The sequence below is a fragment of the Geodermatophilus sp. SYSU D01105 genome (assembly GCF_054050095.1).
In genome coordinates this window covers 46,841-63,848 of sequence record NZ_JBJGYR010000008.1, presented here as the reverse complement: position 1 = coordinate 63,848, position 17,008 = coordinate 46,841, and the positions used below count along the sequence as shown (strand labels likewise).

Here is a 17,008-nt window from a genome sequence, read left to right as displayed (position 1 = left end):
CCGGCTCCCGCACCTCAGGCCGGGACGAGGAAGCCGAGGACGATGATGATCGGCATCGCCACGACCGAGGCCAGCGCCGTCACGAAGGTCAGCGCCTTGAGCGCGCCCGAGGTGGAGATCCCCAGCAGGCTCTGGAACATCCAGAAGAAGTTGCTGTTCACCTGCAGCGCGAACAGCGCGCCGGCGCCGATGGCGAGGCCCACCACGACGGGCGCCACGTCCAGCGTGCCGAGCACCGGCGCGAGGATGCCCGACGCCGCGATGGCGGCCACCGAGATCGACCCGATGGCGAAGTGCAGCAGCGCGGCCACCAGCCAGGCCAGCAGGAGGGTCAGGACCACCGAGGTGCCGGTGCCGGCCGAGAACAGCGCGCCGAGGCGCTGGTCGAGTTCGGTCTCGCCGATGACCGCGCCGAGCGAGCCGCCGACGCCGGTGATCAGCAGGATCTGGCCCGTGGTGGCCAGGCCCTTGCCGACGGCGTCGTCGGTGCGGTCGCGGCCGAGGGTCCGGCGCGCGAGGACGTAGGCGCCGGTCATGCCGAGGAACAGGGCGAAGACCGGGTTGCTGAGGAACGCGATGACCGAGTTCTCCACGCCGGCGGCGTTCGTGATCGCCCCGGTGGCGATGAGCAGCAGCGGCACGATGACCGCCATCAGCGAGATCCCCAGCGGCGGCATGGCGGCCTCGTGCTCGTCGTCCCGCTCGCCGGCCGCCTGCTCCTCGTCCCGCAGGGCCTGGGTCTCGTGCTCGTCGCTCTCCGGCTTCCAGAAGCCGCGCTTGAGGACGAGGTTGAACAGGTAGGTCGTGACGACGGCGGTCACCGGCCCGACGACCAGGCCGTAGATCAGCATCGTCCCGAGCGGGATGTCCAGCAGGCCGGCGATGGAGATCGTCCCGAGGCCCGGCAGCACGAAGACGTAGCCCACGAGGATGCCCGCGGTCAGCGACCCGGCCATCAGCGGCAGCCCCCTGCGCCCGACGTGCGGGGCGGCCGAGCGGGCCAGTGGCGAGGCCAGCACCAACTGGACGTCGACGTAGATCGAGGGGAACAGCGTCGTGAGCGCCGCGCTCATCGCGTAGGGCAGCCGCCGGGCACCGAGCGCCCGCAGCAGCAGGGCGACGAACTTCTGCAACGCGCCGAGTGCGTAGAGCAGGGCACCGAGCAGGACGCCGAAACCGATCAGCAGGCCGACCTCGGCCATGATCTCGCCGAACCCGGTGGCGATCGTCTCCACCGTCCCGACCAGGCCCACCCCGCCCGCGATCCCCAGGTACAGCGAGCCCACGACCAGGGCGATGACCGGCTCGACCTTGAGCCAGATGATCAGCAGCAGGACGGCGAGGATGGCGATGCTCGCGTGCAGGATGATCACGGCGGTCCCCATTCCGCAGCCGCACCCCTGTGTGGCGGCCGCCACTCGGGCTCCTGATGTGACCACGGTGTGCGAGGCCTGCGGTAGAGGGCCACCTCGGATCGCGCCATAAGGACGACTTATGGCTCAGGGGGGCGGCGACGCGGCCGCCCGCACGGGCTGGCCCGCACCGCACGCGGCTTGACGTCAGAGCGTCTCGGTGACCTTGTGCAGGCCGCGGGGCTGGTCGGGGTCGCTGCCGCGCAGCAGTGCCGAGTGCAACGCCAGCTGCTGGAACGGCAGGATCTCCAGCAGTGGGCTCACCACCTCGGGGATGCCGTGGGGGAGCACCAGCCCGGCCGTGGACGCGATCGCGGCGTCCTCCGACCCGACGGTCAGCAGGTCGGCACCGGTCTCCCGCAGCCGGGGCAGCACCGGCGCGAGCGCGTCGCCGGCCGTCCCCGCCGGGGCCACGGCCAGCACGGGGACGTTGACGTCGAGCATCGCCAACGGCCCGTGCAGCAGGTCGGCCGCCGAGAAGGCGTGCGCCGACACGTAGCAGGTCTCCATCAGCTTCAGCGCGGCCTCGCGTGCGGTCGGGTACGCGTAGCCGCGCCCGGTCACCACCACCCGCTGGGCGTAGCGCAGCCGCAGCGCGGCGCGTTCCACCACCGGCTCCAGGGCGAGCACCTCCCGCCCCCAGTCGCAGAGCCGGTCCAGCGACGGCTCCGCGCCCCGCAGTCCCTCCACCAGCAGGAGGAGCGCCAGCAGTTGGGCGGTGTAGCTCTTCGTCGCCGCGACCGAGCGCTCCGGCCCGGCCATCACGTCCACGCCGAACTCGGCGGCCGTCGCCAGCGGTGAGCCGGGCGCGTTCGTCACCGCCACCGTCGTCGCGCCCTGCTCCCGGCTGACCTCCAGGGAGCGCACCAGGTCGGGCGACTCACCGGACTGGCTCACCGCGACCACCAGCACGTCGGCCAGGGCCGGACGGGCGCCGTAGGTGGTCGTCGTCGACGGCGACGCGAGCCCCGTCGGCAGCTCCAGCCGCACCTCGACCAGGTACTTGGCGTACAGGGCGGCGTGGTCCGACGTCCCCCGTGCCAGGAACAGGACGAACCGCGGACGTCGGGCGCGCAACTCCGCGGCCACCTGAGCGATCGGGTCCCGGCCGGTGGACAGCAGCCGCTCCCAGACCTCCGGCTGCTCGCGGATCTCGCTCGCCATCAGCGCTCCGGGCGCACGTCCCTGACCCCGGGTCCCGTCCACGCCTCGACGGTAGGCGCGCCCGGAGCGCCGCCCGACGGGCACCGGGATCGACCGGCCGTCACGATGCCCGCATGGGAGGGGCCGGAGGCCCGGGGGGCTCGCTGCTGCTCACCGGCGGGGACGTCGTCACGCCCGAGCGCGTGCTCGCCGGCGGCTGGGTGCACGTGGCGGGGGACCGGCTGGCCGCCGTCGGCACCGGTCCGACCCCGGCGGCCGGGCGGGTCGTCGACTGCGCCGGGCGCACCCTCGTCCCCGGCTTCGTCGACGTCCACCAGCACGGCAGCGGCGGCGCCTCGTACGACGGCGGTCCCGCGGCCGCGCGTCGTGCGCTGGCCGCGTCCCGCGCGGCGGGGACGACAACCGTCGTCGCCTCCCTGGTGTCGCTGCGGCCGCCGGACCTGGACCGGGCGCTGGACGGCCTCGCCGGGCTGGTCGAGGAGGGCGAGCTCGCCGGCGTGCACCTGGAGGGGCCGTGGCTGGCGCCGACCCGGCGGGGTGCCCACGACCAGGCCGCGCTGCGCCCGCCGTCCGCGGAGGAGCTGGTGCGGGTGCTGTCCCGCGGGATCGTGCGGATGGGAACGCTCGCGCCCGAGCTGCCGGGGGCGCTGGACGCGATCGCGGCGCTGGCCGACGCCGGGGTGGTGGCCGCCGTCGGGCACACCGAGGCGCCGTACGACGTCGTCCGGGCGGCGGTGGACGCCGGGGCGCGGATGGCCACCCACCTGCTCAACGCGATGCCGGCGCCCGCGGGCCGCGACCCCGGCGCGGTCATGGCCCTGCTCGAGGACCCGCGGGTGACGGTGGAGCTGATCGCCGACGGCGTGCACCTGCACCCCGCCTGGGAGCGGCACGTCCTCGGCACGGCCGGGCCGGGGCGGGTCGCGCTGGTCACCGACGCGACGGCCGCGGCCGGGATGCCCGACGGCCGCTACGACCTGGGCGGGCTGGCCGTGACGGTGTCCGGCGGCGCCGCGCGCCTGGTCGACGGCGGCGCGCTGGCCGGTGGGACGGCGACCTCGGCCGCGCTGTTCCGGCGGGCGGTCACCGACCTCGGCCTGTCCCTGGTCGACGCCGCGCGGGTGACCGCGACGACGCCGGCGGCGGCGCTGGGCCTGCCCGAGGTCGGGGCGCTGGGAGCGGGGCGGCGCGCCGACGTGGTCCTGCTCGACCGGGGCCTGCAGGTGCGAGGCGTGCTGCGGGCGGGGGAGTGGGTGGTGTCGCCGTCCTGACGCCCGACCGGCGTTCACCGTGCGTGACCGGCCTCCGGCGTCACCCACGCCGGCGGGGGACTTCGGCGTCCACGGCGTTTGGTGCGGGATGGGGGAAGGACACCTGGGTGCTGCACTGGACAGCCGGCCAGCTGACCGACCGCGCACTGAGCAAGGGGGAGCACATGTCCGACCACCTCGAGCCGCACCCGGGGCCGAGCCGGGTCGGGCAGCCTCCGCGGTGTTCGCGGCACGCCCGCGGCCACGCGCCGCACCCGGCGCAGGTCCAGTTCTGCCAGAACGACGCCGCCGAGCACTGGCAGCCGGTGGTCGTCATGGGCGCCGTCGGCGACGTGGTCACCCTGGCCGCCGGGGACGAGCTGCGGCGCTACCGCAACCACGATGCCGGCCAGCTGACCGCCCGGGTGGGCAGCGCCGGCGCGGAGGCCTTCCTCAACACCCGCGTCGGGCTGCTCTTCCTGCACTCCTGGCCGCGCGACACCGGCGCGGTCTTCTCGCTGCAGCCGGCCGAGCAGACCCCCGAGCCCTGCCGGGAGTGATCGAGGGCCGCCCCGCTCACCCCATGGGATGAGGCCCCCGGTCGACGCCCACCGGAACAAGATCGACCTCAATAGCATCCAGACGTCTCCCGTACCCGGTGCTCACGCTCCTGCGCGGTGCCCGTCGGGGGACCGGGGGACCACCGCGTCGTCGCGCCTCCGTGATGGATCTGGCTGATCATCGGGCGCTGTGCCCGTGACGGGGGAGTGGTCGTGGCCTCGACGGGTGCCCAGCACCTCGACCGCCGCTACCGCCTGGTTCGCATCCCACTGCGGACCCGGTGGCGGCTCCAGTGGTACGCGCGATCAGACCGGCGCGCCGGTCTCCCGGTCGGTCTGAGCGCGGACTCGACGCCCCTCCTCTCCGAGCTGGTCGCCGAGTACCGCGAGGTCTGCGAGCGCGAGTGGACGGGGTGCCTGCGCGACAACCAGTCGCGTGAGGTGAGCATCGATCGGATCGACGCCGAACTCGACCACCTGAGGGCTGCGTTGCAGCGCGAGGCGAACGACGTGAGTCGGCTGTCAGAACCGCTGTCGGAAGACTGGTTGTCGCTCCGGTACCCCGGTGAGGAGCAGCTGACCGAGTCCGCGGTCCGCCGGCGGCGCATCGTCGCCCATCAGCGGGCTGTCGAACGGGCTCGTTCGGTCGTCCAGGAGACCCAGGAGAGCATCGACGCTCGGCTCTCCGAGCGGGCTGAGCTGAAGGCGCAGTGCGACACCCGCACGGACGTCGCTCGCTCGCACGTCGTCCACCACCAGGCAGTCGCGAGCCGCAAGGCCGCCATCTACCGGCGGGCTCTCGTCCGCCGTCATCCGGAGCGTGACGAGCTCATCCGGGGCTGGACGACGGAGCTCTGTCCTCTGCCCGCGTGGGCCGATCCCACCATGGCTGCCGCACCGTCTGGAGTCGCCGCGTGAACCACTCGAGCCTGCCTGAGCAGGAGCCCTCCTCGGCTCGGCCCACCTCGGTCGTGGAGGCCGAGCTCCGCGGGGCGCGCGACCAGGTGGTTGCACAGGTGGGGCAGCTCGCCCAGGCGGGTTCCCTGGACGCCGGCAACGGCGACGTGATGGACGCGTGGCTCGAGGGTCTGCGCCGGGAGATGCACGCCCGCCGTGCCAGCGAGCGGACCAACTCGGTCGCTGCGGCACAAGGGCGAGTCGCCGAGCTCGAGGCGGAGGTCCTGAAGACACGAAAGCTCGCCGACGCGGCCACCACCGCCGTCGAGGACGCGGAGCGCGAGCTCACCGCGGCCAAGCGGCGGGTGCTCGACCCCGCGGAGAACCAGGCGATCGACCAGCGGGAGCGCAGGCGCAGGCCCCGCGCCACGTCGGATCCCCTGGAGGGACTCGTCCGGCCGCGGTTCCACCGGTTCCTCGTGATCGCGTTCCTGGTCGTCGCGGCACTGGGTGACGTGGCCACGTTCCGCCTCGTCATCGCCACGACGTTCACGGACGGCGAGGAGTACGTCGTCTGGATGCTCACCCTCGCCTTCGCCGCCGCCTCAGTGGGCCTGATGCACTTCGTCGGGCGGGCCTGGAAGGAGCTGCGCCAGGCTCGGGGGGGCCTGGGGCGACCGTCGATCTTCCTCATGCTGGGTGGCTGGCTGCTCCTCGGAGCGGTCGCCTTCGTCTTCCGCGTGCAGAGCCAGGACTCGGCCTCCGCCGCGTCGGACGTCTTCGGGTCGGCCGGGGCTGCTCAGGCGCAGCACGACCCTCTGCTGTCCGCACTCCTGCTCGCTGGACTGTACGTGGCCTCGGGGCTCCTGGCCTTCTACTCGGGGTTCACCGAGCACCACCCCCACATGACGACCTACCTCGCGCTACGGGAGACGTTGCCGGCCCACCGGAGGGCGGCTGTCGAGGCTGCAGCAGTGGCGACCGCCCGGCAGCAGGAGTTGGCGCTGGCCCGCACCGAGGAGGCGCGAGCACACCAGCGCGCTGCTGATGCCTCCATCGAGATCGACGCCGGCATCGATGCGTTGAAGGAGCTCGTCCGCGTGGAGGTCGCCCGCTACATCGGGCTGCCGGAGGCCACCAGCGGACTGACCGCCGGCCGTGGCGCGGACGTCTCCTCGGAGCCGACTGCGCGCCGACACGGCGCGAACCTCGTCCCGACCTCGCGGGACGCCCACGACCGCATCAACGGCTACGGCACGCATGCCGGCAGCCACTGACCACTGCGGTCCTCACCACATCCGAGAGGTTTCCCTGTGCGAAAGAGCACGACCCCGCGCGCTGTCTCCGCGGCGGCAACCGTCCTGACCCTGGCCGGAGTCCTGGCCGGCTGCGGTGGTGGAGAGGCGGTGGGCGACCCGACCGGTGCGGTGGCCCTGGTGGCCGGGGCGCGCAGCAACATGCCGCCGCCGCAGCTCGACGGTGACGCCGCGGATGTGTTCGACCAGGCTCTGCAGGACCAGTCACTCGTGACCATGGTCGTCGCGGACGGCGAACCGTCAGTGCAGTTCTCGGAGCAGATGCTCATCACGGGCAACAACGGACCTGCACGTGAGGAGAGTCGGGAGCGCAACGAGGCAGCGCTGGCCGCAGAGATCGAAGCGCTCCGTGCGGAGGACGAGGAGACCGATCTCCTCACGGCTCTGGACGAGGCAGCGCGCAGCATCTCGGCCGTGGAGACGCCGCCCCGGACGATCGTCGTCGTCGACTCAGGGCTCTCGACCGTGGCGCCGCTGGACTTCACCCAGCCCGGCCTGCTCGACGCCGACCCTCAGGAGATCGTCGACAACCTGGTGGCGCTCGATGCCCTGCCGGACCTCGGCGGAGTCAGGGTCATCCTGCAGGGAATCGGTGACACGGCCGAGCCGCAGGAGCCGCTGAGCATCGCGCAGCGGAAGAACCTCGTCGCCATCTGGAGGGCGATCAGCACCGCCGCCAATGGGGGCGTTGAGCCCGAGGTCGAGGACACGCAACTGAGCCGGGAGCTCCTCGATGAGGAGCTGCCGAGAGTCACGCCTGTACCGGTGCCCGAGGGGCCGGTCTGCACCAAGGGCACCATCGTGCTCACCGGGGCCGATGTCGCCTTCCGGCCGGACTCGGCCGAGTTCGTCGACGAGGAGGCGGCCGAAGCTGTGCTCCGGCCGATCGCCGAGCAACTACGCGAGAGCGGTGCGACCGCGACCTTGACCGGTACGACCGCCAACGTCCAGGGCATCGAGGGACAGCGGCGACTCGGCCTCGATCGCGCCGAAGCCGTGCGCCAGGTGCTGGTCGACCTCGGTGTCCCGGCCGGCGGCCTGACCGCTGACGGCGTCGGGAGCGAGTTCCCCGGCTACGTCCAGGACCACGACGCTGAAGGCAACCTGCTCCCGGGTCCGGCGGCGCAGAACCGGAAGGTCATCATCACGCCGTCGATCGGGACCGCGGGCCTGGCCTGCGACTGACGGACGGTGCCCCCGGCCGTCCCTCAGGACGGCCGGGGCACCGGTGCGTCACGCGACCCGACGGGCCCCGACGTAGCTCGGCATGGAGTCGAGGTTCACGACCTTGACCGGCTGGCCGGCGGTGGAGGCGTGCACCATCTGGCCGTTGCCGATGTACATGCCCACGTGCGAGACCGGGCTGTAGAAGAACACCAGGTCACCGGGCTTGAGGTCGGACTTCGCCACCGGCGCGCCGAAGGTCGACTGCGCCCGCGAGGTGCGCGGCAGCTCGACGCCGGCCGCCCGGTAGGCGAACGTCGTCAGCCCCGAGCAGTCGAAGGCGTTGGGACCGGTGGCGCCCCAGCCGTACGGGTCGCCCTGCTGTGCGAGGGCGGTGTCGACGGCCTTCTGGGCGGCGCCGTTCGGGGCGGCGGCCGCAGCGACGGCGACGGCGCCGGAACCGGCGTCACCGGCGTCAGCCTGGGCGGTGGCCGGAGCGAGGGTCACGGCGGCGCCGGCGACGGCGGCGATCGCGATCCCACGGAAAGAACGGCGTGCGAAAGACGTGCGTGCAGTCGTCATGGACGACGGGTTCTCCTGTTCTCCACGGCCGCCTACCGGGTTAGCTGACGGGTTCGGACGGGGGAGTCGCCCGGCGCGAGATGCGCTTCACCCCAGGGATGCGGTGGGTCCCCGGTCCGGGCGCGGCGTTCACCGCGTCCGGTTCGGCGTAGTCCGGCCGGTGTCACGCGGTTCGGTGACGAGAGGCCCGGCAGGACCGCGGACGACCGTAGGAGAGCGCGACGGCCCTCGCAGGCGGCCGGACGGTCGCGCGACGGCGGCGTGTCCGGATCGCGACACGCCGCGCTGACCACCGGGGACTACGGAGCGCGCAGGAATGCCATGGATGCGTTTCCGCAGGTCAGCGGCTTGGGACCAAAGTATGTGAACGGCGGAGTGTTCTCACGCGGCGTGACGTCCGTATCGCGGACAGCAGCCGGAACCCGGGGGTTGGCGCAGCCGTTGGGCGGGCACGACAAGAGACGACCGAGAACGAGGAGGGACACACCCCATGGCCGGAATGATCCGGAAGCTGGTGGCGTCGGGGATCGCGGCGAAGGTCATCCAGGAGGCCCGCAAGCCGCAGAACCAGGCCAAGATCAAGGAGTTCATCGCCAAGATGGGCGAGCAGAACAAGAAGCGCGGCGGCGGCAAGGGCTACGGCCGCGGCCCCGTCCACTGACGGCTCCGCTGGGGAGCCCCCGTCCGGCACCGGGCGGGGGCTCCCGGTGAGCCCCCACCGGGTCGCCGTCCTCGACGACTACCAGTCCGTGGCGGCCGAGTTCGCCGACTGGTCCCGCGTCCCCGGACCGCTCGACGTCGTCGCCTTCGCCGACCACCTCGACGACGAGGACGCCCTCGTCGAGCGCCTCGCCCCCTTCGACGTCCTCGTCGCCATGCGTGAGCGGACGCCGTTCCCGCGCAGCCTGCTCGAGCGCCTGCCCGCGCTCCGGTTGCTGGTCACCACCGGCGCCCGCAACGCCGCCATCGACCTCACCGCGGCCCGCGACCGCGGGATCACCGTCTGCGGCACCGGCTCGCACGCACCCGGCACCGCAGAGCTGACCTGGGCGCTGCTGCTCGCCGTGGCCCGCCACGTCCCGGCCGAGGACGCCGCCCTGCGCGCCGGCCGCTGGCAGACCACGGTCGGCACCGACCTCGCCGGCGCCCGCCTCGGCGTGGTGGGCCTGGGCCGGCTCGGCACCCGCGTCGCGCGGATCGGGCAGGCCTTCGAGATGGACGTCGTCGCCTGGAGCCCGCACCTCACCGACGACCGCGCCGCGGCGGCCGGCGTCCGCCGGGTCGAGCGGGACGAGCTGTTCGCCACCGCGGACATCGTCACCGTGCACCTGGTCCTCGGCGAGGGCACCCGCGGCATCGTCGGCCGCGCCGAGCTCGGCCGGATGAGACCCACCGCGATCCTGGTCAACACCTCGCGCGGGCCGGTCGTCGACGAGGCCGCCCTGGTCGAGGCGCTGTCCGACGGGCGGATCGCCGGCGCCGGCCTCGACGTCTACGACCGTGAGCCGCTGCCCGCCGACTCCCCGCTGCGCAGCGCGCCGCGGACGGTCCTCACCCCGCACCTGGGCTACGTCACCCGCCGCGGCTACGAGGTCTTCTACCGCGAGGTCGTCGAGGACGTCGCCGCCTTCCTGGCGGGCTCCCCGGTCCGGGTGCTCGACCCCGCGTGACCGCCGCCCGGCACGGGTACTCCAGCGGCATGACCGAGGGCAACCTGACCGGCCGGCCGGCCGGTGGCGTCAACGAACCGACCGACGGGGTCCCGGGCACGCGTCCGGAGGAGGACCTGGTCGGGCCGCCGTCGCAGCAGGAGGAGCCGCGCGCCGCCCGGGACGGCGAGATGTCGACCAACCCGGGTGAGAGCGCCAGCGGCGTCCCGGACACCGACCACCCGCTCGGCGGCCGGAACGGCTGACCTCGCGGCTACGGCCGGCCGGCGTGGGGGACGTCGACCTCGGTGGCCACCAGGACCGCCTCGCGCACCGGCGCCCGGTTGTGCTCGTAGAAGTCCGGCGCGCAGCACATCAGCAGCGTGCGGCCGTCGTCCCCGCCGAGCATGCACGCGTAGACGCCCAGGCCGGACGGCGCGGCGACCTCGTCGAGGACCTCCCCACCCTCGGCCACGCGCACCACCCGGCCGCCGACCGCGTCGGCCGCCCAGATCCGCCCCTCGGCGTCCAGCGCGCAGCCGTCGGGGGCGACCGTCAGCTGGCCGAGCACCTCGTCGACCGTCGTCCCGGTGACCTCCGGGCCGAGGGACGCCCACACCCGCCGGTTGGACAGCGACCCGTCGGCGCCCAGGTCGAACGCGGTGTACCGGTTGCCCAGCGTCTCGCCGACGACGAGCGTGCCGCCGTCCGGGGTGATGACAGAGCCGTTCGGGAACTGCAGCCCCTCGGCGGCGACCGACACCGTGCCGTTCGGGTCGATGCGCTTGAGCGACGCGGTCGCGGCGCTCCCGCCGCCCATCAGGTCGAAGCCGAAGTCACCGACGAACACGCGGCCGCCGGCGTCGACCACCAGGTCGTTGAGGTGCCCGCCGCAGTGTTCGGCCAGGTCGGCGTGGGTCGTGAGCGACCCGTCGGCGTACCGGAGCACCCGGCGGTCCTTCATCGACACGACGACCAGGGAGCCGTCGGGCAGCCAGCCCAGCCCGGACGGCTGCTGCTCCACCTCGACGACGACGGTCTCCGCACCGTCGGGGGTCACCCGGCTGACCGTGTGCCGGTAGAAGTCCGAGATCCACCACGTGCCCTCGTGCCAGCGCGGGCCCTCGAAGAACCCGCCGCCCTCCAGGACCGTCCTGAGCTGCCGTTCCGCCATGCTCGGGCACCCTAGGGGGACCCGACCCGTCAGCGAGGAGTCACACGTGCCCGGACCCGTGATCGCCGTCGTCGGAGCCACCGGCCGGCAGGGCGGCGCCACCGCCGGCGCACTGCTGGACGCCGGCGCCCGGGTCCGCGCCCTCGTCCGCGACCCGGGCCGGGCCCGCGACCTCGCCGACCGCGGTGCCGAGCTCGTCCCCGCCGACCTGCAGGACCCGGACAGCCTGCGGACGGCGTTCCGCGGCGCGCAGCGGGTGTTCGCGATGACCACCCCCTTCGGCCCGCGGGGTGTGGACGGCGAGGTGGCGGACGGCACCGCCCTGGCCGACGCGGCCGCCGACAGCGGCGTGGAGCACCTGGTGTTCAGCTCCGTCGGGGGCGCCGAGCGGGACACCGGCATCCCGCACTTCGACAGCAAGCGTCGCGTCGAGGAGCACATCGCCTCCCTCGGCCTGCCCGCCACGGTCGTGCGCCCGGTCTTCTTCATGGAGAACCTGCGCTGGATGGCGTCGGCCGAGGACGGCGCGGTCGTCGTCCGGATGGCGCTGCCGGCCGGGGTGCCGCTGCAGATGATCGCCGTCGCCGACATCGGCGCGGTCACCGCGGCCGTCCTGCTGGACCCCTCACGGGTGCCCGGCGGCAGCATCGAGATCGGGGGCGACGAGCGGACCGGCGAGCAGGTCGCCGCCGCCTTCGGTCAGCACGCCGGCCTGCCCGGCCGCTACGAGGCGCTGCCGCTGGACGCGCTCGGCGACGACGAGGACTCCCGGGCGATGTTCGCCTGGTTCGCCCGGCCGCCCGCCTACCGGGCCGACGTCGCTGCCACCCGCGCCCTCGCACCCGGCCTGCAGGACCTGCCCACCTGGCTGGCTCGCACCGGCTGGACACCCTGACGTCCCGGCGCGGACCGGTAGCGGAGGGTCACGCCCACCGCGTGTCGGGACGGGATCCCCGCGACACGGCCGGGGGAGCGGCGGGCCGCGGGTCCGGCTGTCCGAGGCTCCGTCGTCATGACGGGCAGAGTGGGGGTCCCCGGGCTGGCGCTGCCGATGGTCACGGCGGCGACCCGGCTGGACTACCTGAGCCGGCGGGACAACGCGACGGCGTCCTCGCGGCGGCGCACCCCGGCACCCACGCACTCGTGGACGGCCCACCTGCGCGGTGAGGTGGAAGCCCTCGACCAGGAGGAGTCCCTGGAGCTGCTCGACCTGGGCGTCGTCCTCGCCCGCCGGGCCTACGACGCGCAGCACCTGGGCATCCGCGCGGCGCTGCGCACCGGGGCGTCGTGGGCCCGGATCGGTGAGTCGCTCGGCACCACGCCGCTGAACGCGTGGAACCGGCACCAGCGGTGGATCGAGGAGCAGGTCGAGCTCTTCGAGGCCAGCCGCGGCCGGGACGGCCTGGACGACGCCGGCGCCATGGAGGCGCTGCGGCTGGCCGGTGACCGCCCGATCGGCCTGGGTCACGTCCGGCGCACCGGGGACGCCGGCCCCGGGAGCTGACCGCGGCGGCCGGCGCCGGCCCCGGCGAGTCGTTTCCCCCGTCCGCACCCCGGGCAGGCCCCGGGGGACCGACGCGATCCACGGAGGGACGACGACATGCAGGTCGGCTACAAGCTCGCCACCGAGGCCTTCGGGCCGGAGGAGGTCATCCGGCAGACGGTCCGCGCCGAGCAGGCCGGCTTCGACTTCGTGGAGCTGAGCGACCACTTCCACCCGTGGTTGGACAACCAGGGCCACAGCGCGTTCACCTGGTCCCTGCTGGGCGCCATGGCCGCGAGGACCGAGCGGATCGGCCTGGCCACCGGCGTCACCTGCCCGATGATCCGGTACCACCCGGCGGTGATCGCCCAGGCCGCGGCCACCGTGCAGATCCTCTCGGGCAACCGCTTCACCCTCGGGGTCGGCGCCGGCGAGCGGCTCAACGAGCACGTCGTCGGGCAGGGCTGGCCGGCGGTGCGGATCCGGCACAGGATGCTCCGCGAGGCCCTGGAGATCATCCGGCTGCTGTGGCAGGGCGGCTACCAGTCCTACGACGGCCAGTACCTGCAGCTCGAGGACGCCCGCGTCTTCGACCTCCCCGACCAGCTCCCGGTCATCGCGGTGGCCAGCGGCGGACCCGAGGCCTCGAGGCTCGCCGCGGAGCACGGCGACGGGTTGTTCGCCACCGAGCCGCGCGGGGACCTGGTCAGCGCCTACCGGGACGGCGGCGGCACGGGGCCGCACTACGCCGAGGTGCCGATGGCCTGGGCCGCCGACGAGGACTCCGCCGTCCAGGCCGCCCTGGAGACCAGCCGCTGGGCGGTCACCGGCTGGAAGGTGATGAGCGAGCTGCCCAACCCGGTCAACTTCGCCGCCGCCAGCGAGACGGTGACGCCCGACGACATCCGGCAGCAGTTCTCCTGCGGCCCCGACCTGGACGCGCACGTGCAGCAGGCCCAGCCCTACGTCGACGCGGGCTTCGACCACCTGGTGCTGCAGAACACCGGCCCGGACCCGGACGGTTTCCTCGACGTCTGCGAGCGGGAGCTCATCGGCCGGGTGCGTGCGCTGACGCCGTCGTCCTGAGCCGGCGGGGGACCACCTGCGGGTGGTCGTGCTCTGCATGCCCCTCGTACGCAGAGCACGTGCACCCGCAGGTGAGCACCGGCCGGCGGCTCAGTCGCCCTTGACGTTGACCACCTGGCGCAGCGTGTGCCGGACCTCCACCAGGTCGGCGGCGTCGGCCATGACGACGTCCACCGGCTTGTACGCGTCGGGGTGCTCGTCGAGGAACGCGTCCGAGCGGCCCCAGGCGATGCCCTTCATCCGGCGGTCCAGGTCCGCGCGGGTGAACAGCCGGCGGGCCTGGCCGCGGGAGTGGTTGCGGCCCGCGCCGTGGGGTGCGGAGTGCAGTGACTCGACGTTGCCCCGGCCGACGACGATGTAGGACGCCGTGCCCATCGACCCCGGGATGAGCCCCCACTGGCCCGCCCGCGCGGAGATCGCCCCCTTGCGGGAGACCCAGACCCGCGTGCCGAAGTGCTCCTCGCGCTCGGTGTAGTTGTGGTGCGCGTTGACCACCTGGACCCGCTCGACCTCCGTGGTGAGGAAGCGGGAGACCTGCTCGGCGACGCGGTCCATCATCTCCTCGCGGTTGAGGTAGGCGAACCGCTGCGCCCAGTGCAGCGCCTCCATGTAGGCGTCGAACTCCGGCTCGCCCTCCTCCAGGTAGGCGAGGTCGCGGTCGGGCAGGTCGACGCCGCGCGCATCGGTGAGGTCCTTGGCCACCCGGATGTGCTTGGACGCCAGCCGGTTGCCCACGCCGCGCGACCCGGAGTGCAGGAACAGCCACACCCGGTCGGCCTCGTCCAGCGAGACCTCGATGAAGTGGTTGCCCGACCCGAGCGAGCCCAGCTGCAGCGGCCAGTTCTGCGCGACGGCGTCGGCCTGCACGGCACCCGGCAGGTCCCGGAGCTCGTCCACCCGCGGCGCCGCCGTCTCGCGCAGCTTCTTGTTGTAGCGGCCGGCCGACAGCGGGATCGCCCGCGAGATCTGCTCGTGGAGGGTCGCCAGGTTGCGGCCGCGCAGGTCGTCGCCGGTGAACTGGGTGCGGACCGCCATCATCCCGCAGCCGATGTCCACCCCGACCGCCGCCGGGATGATCGCGCCGTCGGTCGGGATCACCGAGCCCACGGTCGCGCCCAGGCCCAGGTGCGCGTCGGGCATCAGCGCCATGTGCGGGTTGATGAACGGCATCGAGGCGGTGCGCTCGGCCTGCAGCCGGGTGGTCGGCTCGAGGATCGACGCCCAGTTGAGCAGGCGGTCGTTGATCTTCTCCACACCTCACCGGTACCCCGCGCGGGTGCCTCAGTCCTTCTTCCCGTCCTTCTTGTCGCCGCCCTTCCCGTTGCCGTTGCCCTGGTTGCCCTCGTTGCCGTTGCCCCCGCCCGCGTTCCCGTTGCCGCTGCCCTCCTCGTCGGGGTCGGCCTCGTCCTCGTCGGGCTCCTCGGCCGGCGCGGACGACGGGGCGGGCGGGGCGACGGCGTGCGTGACGGTGACCGTGTCACCCGGCTGCAGGGCGCCGAGGGGGTCGAGGGCGATCACCTGCCCGGCGGGCACGTCGCCGGTCTGCAGCGGCCGCGGTCGCACGGTCAGGCCCAGCCCGCCCAGCTCGTCCACGACCTCGGACACCGGGCGGCCCACGTAGTCCCCGGAGGCGACCTCCACCCCGGCCGGCGCCGACGGCGAGGGGGTCGGCTCCGCGGTGGGCGAGGACGTGCCGCGGGTGTCGAGCACCACCGCGCCCACCACGACGGCCAGCACGAGCAGCGCGACCAGCGGCACGAGCAGCCGCCGCGCCGGCCGGCCGCCGGGCCCGGACGGCAGCACGCGGGTCACCGGTGCGGCGCCGGCGGTGGCCAGGACGCGGGTCCGCTCGCGCTCGGGTGCTCCGCCGTCCAGGGCGTCCAGCAGCGCGGCGCCGTCGGGGATGCGGTCCGCGGGGTCGGTGGCGAGGGCCCGCTCGACAACCCGGCGCAGGTCCGGCGGGACGTCGGGCGGCAGGGGGCCGAGCCGCTGGGACACCTTCTGCGCGACGACGTGCAGGGCGTTGTCCCCGTCGAAGGCCCGGCGGCCGGTCAGGCACTCGTACGCCACCACGCCGAGCGCGTAGACGTCGCTCGCCGGGGTCGCCTTGGCCCCCTGCGCCTGCTCGGGGGAGAGGTACCGCACCGTCCCGATGACCTGCCCGGTCCGGGTGATCGACGCGCTCGACGCCGACCACGCGATCCCGAAGTCGGTGATCTTCACGGTGCCGTCCGCGGCCACCAGCAGGTTGGCCGGCTTGACGTCCCGGTGGACCACCCCGGCGCCGTGGGCGACGGCCAGTCCGGCGGCGGCCTGGCGCAGGACGTCGCGCGTGCGCTCGGGGCTCAGCCGGCCCTCCCGCGCCAGCACGGCCGAGAGCGGTTCGCCGTCCACCAGTTCCATCACGAGGTAGGCCAGCCGCTGTCCGCCGGGGCCGGTGGTCTCCCCGTAGTCGTGCAGCGTCGCGATGGAGGGCGCGGTCAGGCCAGCCGTCAGCCGGGCCTCGGCGCGGAAGCGGGCCAGGAAGCCCGGGTCGTCGGTGTACTCGCTGCGAAGCAGCTTCACGGCCACCGGCCGCTCCAGGACGACGTCCCGGGCCCGCCACACCTGGCCCATGCCCCCGGTCGCGAGGAGGGCTCCCAGCTCGTACCGGTTCCCGAGGACCGAACCCGCCAGATCCACCGGTCACCTCCGTGCTCGTGGGATCACGCCGCCGTACCCGGTATCGGCGTCCCGTGCCCCCGACCGGAGCGTGCCCGGGGGCGAGCCGGCGTCAGACCGGGTCGACCAGGCGCAGCGCCGGGGGAGAGGTCAACCGCTTCACCAGGGTCACCCGGTGCCGGCCGTCGGGGCCGTGCGCGAAGTCCAGGCGGTCCACCAGCGCCTGCATCAGCTGCAGCCCGCGCCCGCCGCCCTCCAGCAGGGAGCCGTCCCGGTCCTGCGGCAGCGCGTCGGGGTCGAAGCCCTGGCCGTCGTCGAACACGCTGATCCGGCAGGTCCCGGAGTCGATGGCGACCTGCACCTCGTAGTCGCCGTGGTCCCCGGTGTGCTGGACGACGTTGGCGCACGCCTCGGTCAGCGCCAGCGTGATCTCGTCGATCACCACCCGCTCCACGCGCAGGTGCTCCAGCGCCTGCCGGCACAGCCCCCGGACGAAGGGGACGCTGTTGCTGTCCACCGGAAGGCGGACGCTGAGCCCGATGTCCACGCCTGGCTCCCCTCTCCTGTCCGGTGGCATCTACCCTGCGGAGGGCCAGTGGACCACGACGAG

The 17,008-nt window shown here is 74.0% G+C and carries 18 protein-coding genes and 1 riboswitch; of the genes, 11 read left to right on the top strand and 7 right to left on the bottom strand.

Annotated elements, in window-relative coordinates:
• Positions 1-14 precede the first annotated feature (14 nt).
• Both ACI79I_RS09380 and ACI79I_RS09375 read right to left on the bottom strand, forming a co-directional pair.
• Positions 15-1,373 (bottom strand): GntP family permease, encoded by a 1,359-nt coding sequence (locus ACI79I_RS09380; protein WP_456992051.1) that lies wholly within the window; start codon positions 1,371-1,373, stop codon positions 15-17.
• Positions 1,374-1,559: 186 nt separating this feature from the next.
• A complete protein-coding gene (locus ACI79I_RS09375; protein WP_456992050.1) occupies positions 1,560-2,576 on the bottom strand; it encodes an SIS domain-containing protein in 1,017 nt (338 codons plus the stop codon).
• 113 nt (positions 2,577-2,689) lie between these two features.
• On the opposite strand from ACI79I_RS09375, the gene ACI79I_RS09370 reads away from it, so the two are divergent.
• The 5 genes from ACI79I_RS09370 to ACI79I_RS09350 all read left to right on the top strand — a co-directional run bounded on the left by ACI79I_RS09370 (position 2,690) and on the right by ACI79I_RS09350 (position 7,784).
• Positions 2,690-3,847: an N-acetylglucosamine-6-phosphate deacetylase gene (locus ACI79I_RS09370; RefSeq protein ID WP_456992049.1), complete on the top strand. Its 1,158-nt coding sequence runs from the start codon at positions 2,690-2,692 to the stop codon at positions 3,845-3,847.
• 107 nt (positions 3,848-3,954) lie between these two features.
• Complete coding sequence (locus ACI79I_RS09365) at positions 3,955-4,386, top strand: hypothetical protein (protein ID WP_456992047.1); 432 nt, start codon at positions 3,955-3,957, stop codon at positions 4,384-4,386.
• A 213-nt stretch (positions 4,387-4,599) separates the two neighbouring features.
• Positions 4,600-5,304, top strand: coding sequence for a hypothetical protein (locus tag ACI79I_RS09360; protein ID WP_456992045.1), 705 nt, complete (start codon positions 4,600-4,602; stop codon positions 5,302-5,304).
• On the top strand, positions 5,301-6,560 hold the full coding sequence (locus ACI79I_RS09355) for a hypothetical protein (RefSeq protein ID WP_456992044.1): 1,260 nt from the start codon (positions 5,301-5,303) through the stop codon (positions 6,558-6,560). Before ACI79I_RS09360 ends, ACI79I_RS09355 begins: the two co-directional genes overlap by 4 nt.
• Before the next feature lie 129 nt (positions 6,561-6,689).
• Positions 6,690-7,784 carry an OmpA family protein gene (locus ACI79I_RS09350; RefSeq protein ID WP_456992043.1) on the top strand — a complete coding sequence of 365 codons (1,095 nt, stop codon included), beginning with the start codon at positions 6,690-6,692 and terminating at the stop codon, positions 7,782-7,784.
• Positions 7,785-7,832: 48 nt separating this feature from the next.
• Here the strand turns inward: ACI79I_RS09350 and ACI79I_RS09345 are convergent, their stop codons facing one another.
• The gene (locus ACI79I_RS09345) at positions 7,833-8,345 is read right to left on the bottom strand and encodes a C40 family peptidase (protein WP_456992041.1); all 513 of its coding nucleotides are present in this window, start codon (positions 8,343-8,345) and stop codon (positions 7,833-7,835) included.
• Positions 8,346-8,358: 13 nt separating this feature from the next.
• A riboswitch (cyclic di-AMP (ydaO/yuaA leader) is annotated at positions 8,359-8,483 on the bottom strand.
• 352 nt (positions 8,484-8,835) lie between these two features.
• On the opposite strand from ACI79I_RS09345, the gene ACI79I_RS09340 reads away from it, so the two are divergent.
• The 3 genes from ACI79I_RS09340 to ACI79I_RS09330 are packed head-to-tail and all read left to right on the top strand — an operon-like array spanning position 8,836 to position 10,260.
• Complete coding sequence (locus ACI79I_RS09340; protein WP_456907530.1) at positions 8,836-9,006, top strand: hypothetical protein; 171 nt, start codon at positions 8,836-8,838, stop codon at positions 9,004-9,006.
• A 46-nt stretch (positions 9,007-9,052) separates the two neighbouring features.
• Positions 9,053-10,015 (top strand): D-2-hydroxyacid dehydrogenase family protein, encoded by a 963-nt coding sequence (locus tag ACI79I_RS09335; protein WP_456992040.1) that lies wholly within the window; start codon positions 9,053-9,055, stop codon positions 10,013-10,015.
• Positions 10,012-10,260 carry a hypothetical protein gene (locus ACI79I_RS09330; protein WP_456992039.1) on the top strand — a complete coding sequence of 83 codons (249 nt, stop codon included), beginning with the start codon at positions 10,012-10,014 and terminating at the stop codon, positions 10,258-10,260. The genes ACI79I_RS09335 and ACI79I_RS09330 overlap by 4 nt, the downstream gene beginning before the upstream one ends.
• 8 nt (positions 10,261-10,268) lie before the next feature.
• Here ACI79I_RS09330 and ACI79I_RS09325 read toward each other — a convergent pair whose 3' ends face one another.
• Entirely contained in the window at positions 10,269-11,168 is a 900-nt protein-coding gene (locus ACI79I_RS09325; protein WP_456992038.1) for an SMP-30/gluconolactonase/LRE family protein, read from the bottom strand.
• 46 nt (positions 11,169-11,214) lie between these two features.
• Between ACI79I_RS09325 and ACI79I_RS09320 the strand changes: the two genes are divergently transcribed.
• The 3 genes from ACI79I_RS09320 to ACI79I_RS09310 all read left to right on the top strand — a co-directional run bounded on the left by ACI79I_RS09320 (position 11,215) and on the right by ACI79I_RS09310 (position 13,737).
• Complete coding sequence (locus tag ACI79I_RS09320; RefSeq protein WP_456992037.1) at positions 11,215-12,063, top strand: NmrA/HSCARG family protein; 849 nt, start codon at positions 11,215-11,217, stop codon at positions 12,061-12,063.
• Positions 12,064-12,180: 117 nt separating this feature from the next.
• Complete coding sequence (locus ACI79I_RS09315) at positions 12,181-12,672, top strand: hypothetical protein (RefSeq protein ID WP_456992036.1); 492 nt, start codon at positions 12,181-12,183, stop codon at positions 12,670-12,672.
• A 96-nt stretch (positions 12,673-12,768) separates the two neighbouring features.
• Positions 12,769-13,737: a TIGR03557 family F420-dependent LLM class oxidoreductase gene (locus ACI79I_RS09310; RefSeq protein ID WP_456992035.1), complete on the top strand. Its 969-nt coding sequence runs from the start codon at positions 12,769-12,771 to the stop codon at positions 13,735-13,737.
• Positions 13,738-13,827: 90 nt separating this feature from the next.
• Here ACI79I_RS09310 and ACI79I_RS09305 read toward each other — a convergent pair whose 3' ends face one another.
• The 3 genes from ACI79I_RS09305 to ACI79I_RS09295 all read right to left on the bottom strand — a co-directional run bounded on the left by ACI79I_RS09305 (position 13,828) and on the right by ACI79I_RS09295 (position 16,945).
• Complete coding sequence (locus ACI79I_RS09305; RefSeq protein ID WP_456992034.1) at positions 13,828-14,991, bottom strand: RtcB family protein; 1,164 nt, start codon at positions 14,989-14,991, stop codon at positions 13,828-13,830.
• A 27-nt stretch (positions 14,992-15,018) separates the two neighbouring features.
• Positions 15,019-16,419, bottom strand: coding sequence for a serine/threonine protein kinase (locus ACI79I_RS09300; RefSeq protein WP_456992033.1), 1,401 nt, complete (start codon positions 16,417-16,419; stop codon positions 15,019-15,021).
• Between the two features lie 91 nt (positions 16,420-16,510).
• Positions 16,511-16,945 (bottom strand): ATP-binding protein, encoded by a 435-nt coding sequence (locus ACI79I_RS09295; protein WP_456992032.1) that lies wholly within the window; start codon positions 16,943-16,945, stop codon positions 16,511-16,513.
• Positions 16,946-17,008 lie beyond the last annotated feature (63 nt).

Coding starts and splice junctions, on each gene's coding strand:
- ACI79I_RS09315 (WP_456992036.1), top strand. CDS start 12,181: ATGACGGGCAGAGTGGGGGTCCCCGGGCTGGCGCTGCCGATGGTCACG.
- ACI79I_RS09345 (WP_456992041.1), bottom strand. CDS start 8,345: ATGACGACTGCACGCACGTCTTTCGCACGCCGTTCTTTCCGTGGGATC.
- ACI79I_RS09370 (WP_456992049.1), top strand. CDS start 2,690: ATGGGAGGGGCCGGAGGCCCGGGGGGCTCGCTGCTGCTCACCGGCGGG.
- ACI79I_RS09375 (WP_456992050.1), bottom strand. CDS start 2,576: ATGGCGAGCGAGATCCGCGAGCAGCCGGAGGTCTGGGAGCGGCTGCTG.
- ACI79I_RS09325 (WP_456992038.1), bottom strand. CDS start 11,168: ATGGCGGAACGGCAGCTCAGGACGGTCCTGGAGGGCGGCGGGTTCTTC.
- ACI79I_RS09310 (WP_456992035.1), top strand. CDS start 12,769: ATGCAGGTCGGCTACAAGCTCGCCACCGAGGCCTTCGGGCCGGAGGAG.
- ACI79I_RS09340 (WP_456907530.1), top strand. CDS start 8,836: ATGGCCGGAATGATCCGGAAGCTGGTGGCGTCGGGGATCGCGGCGAAG.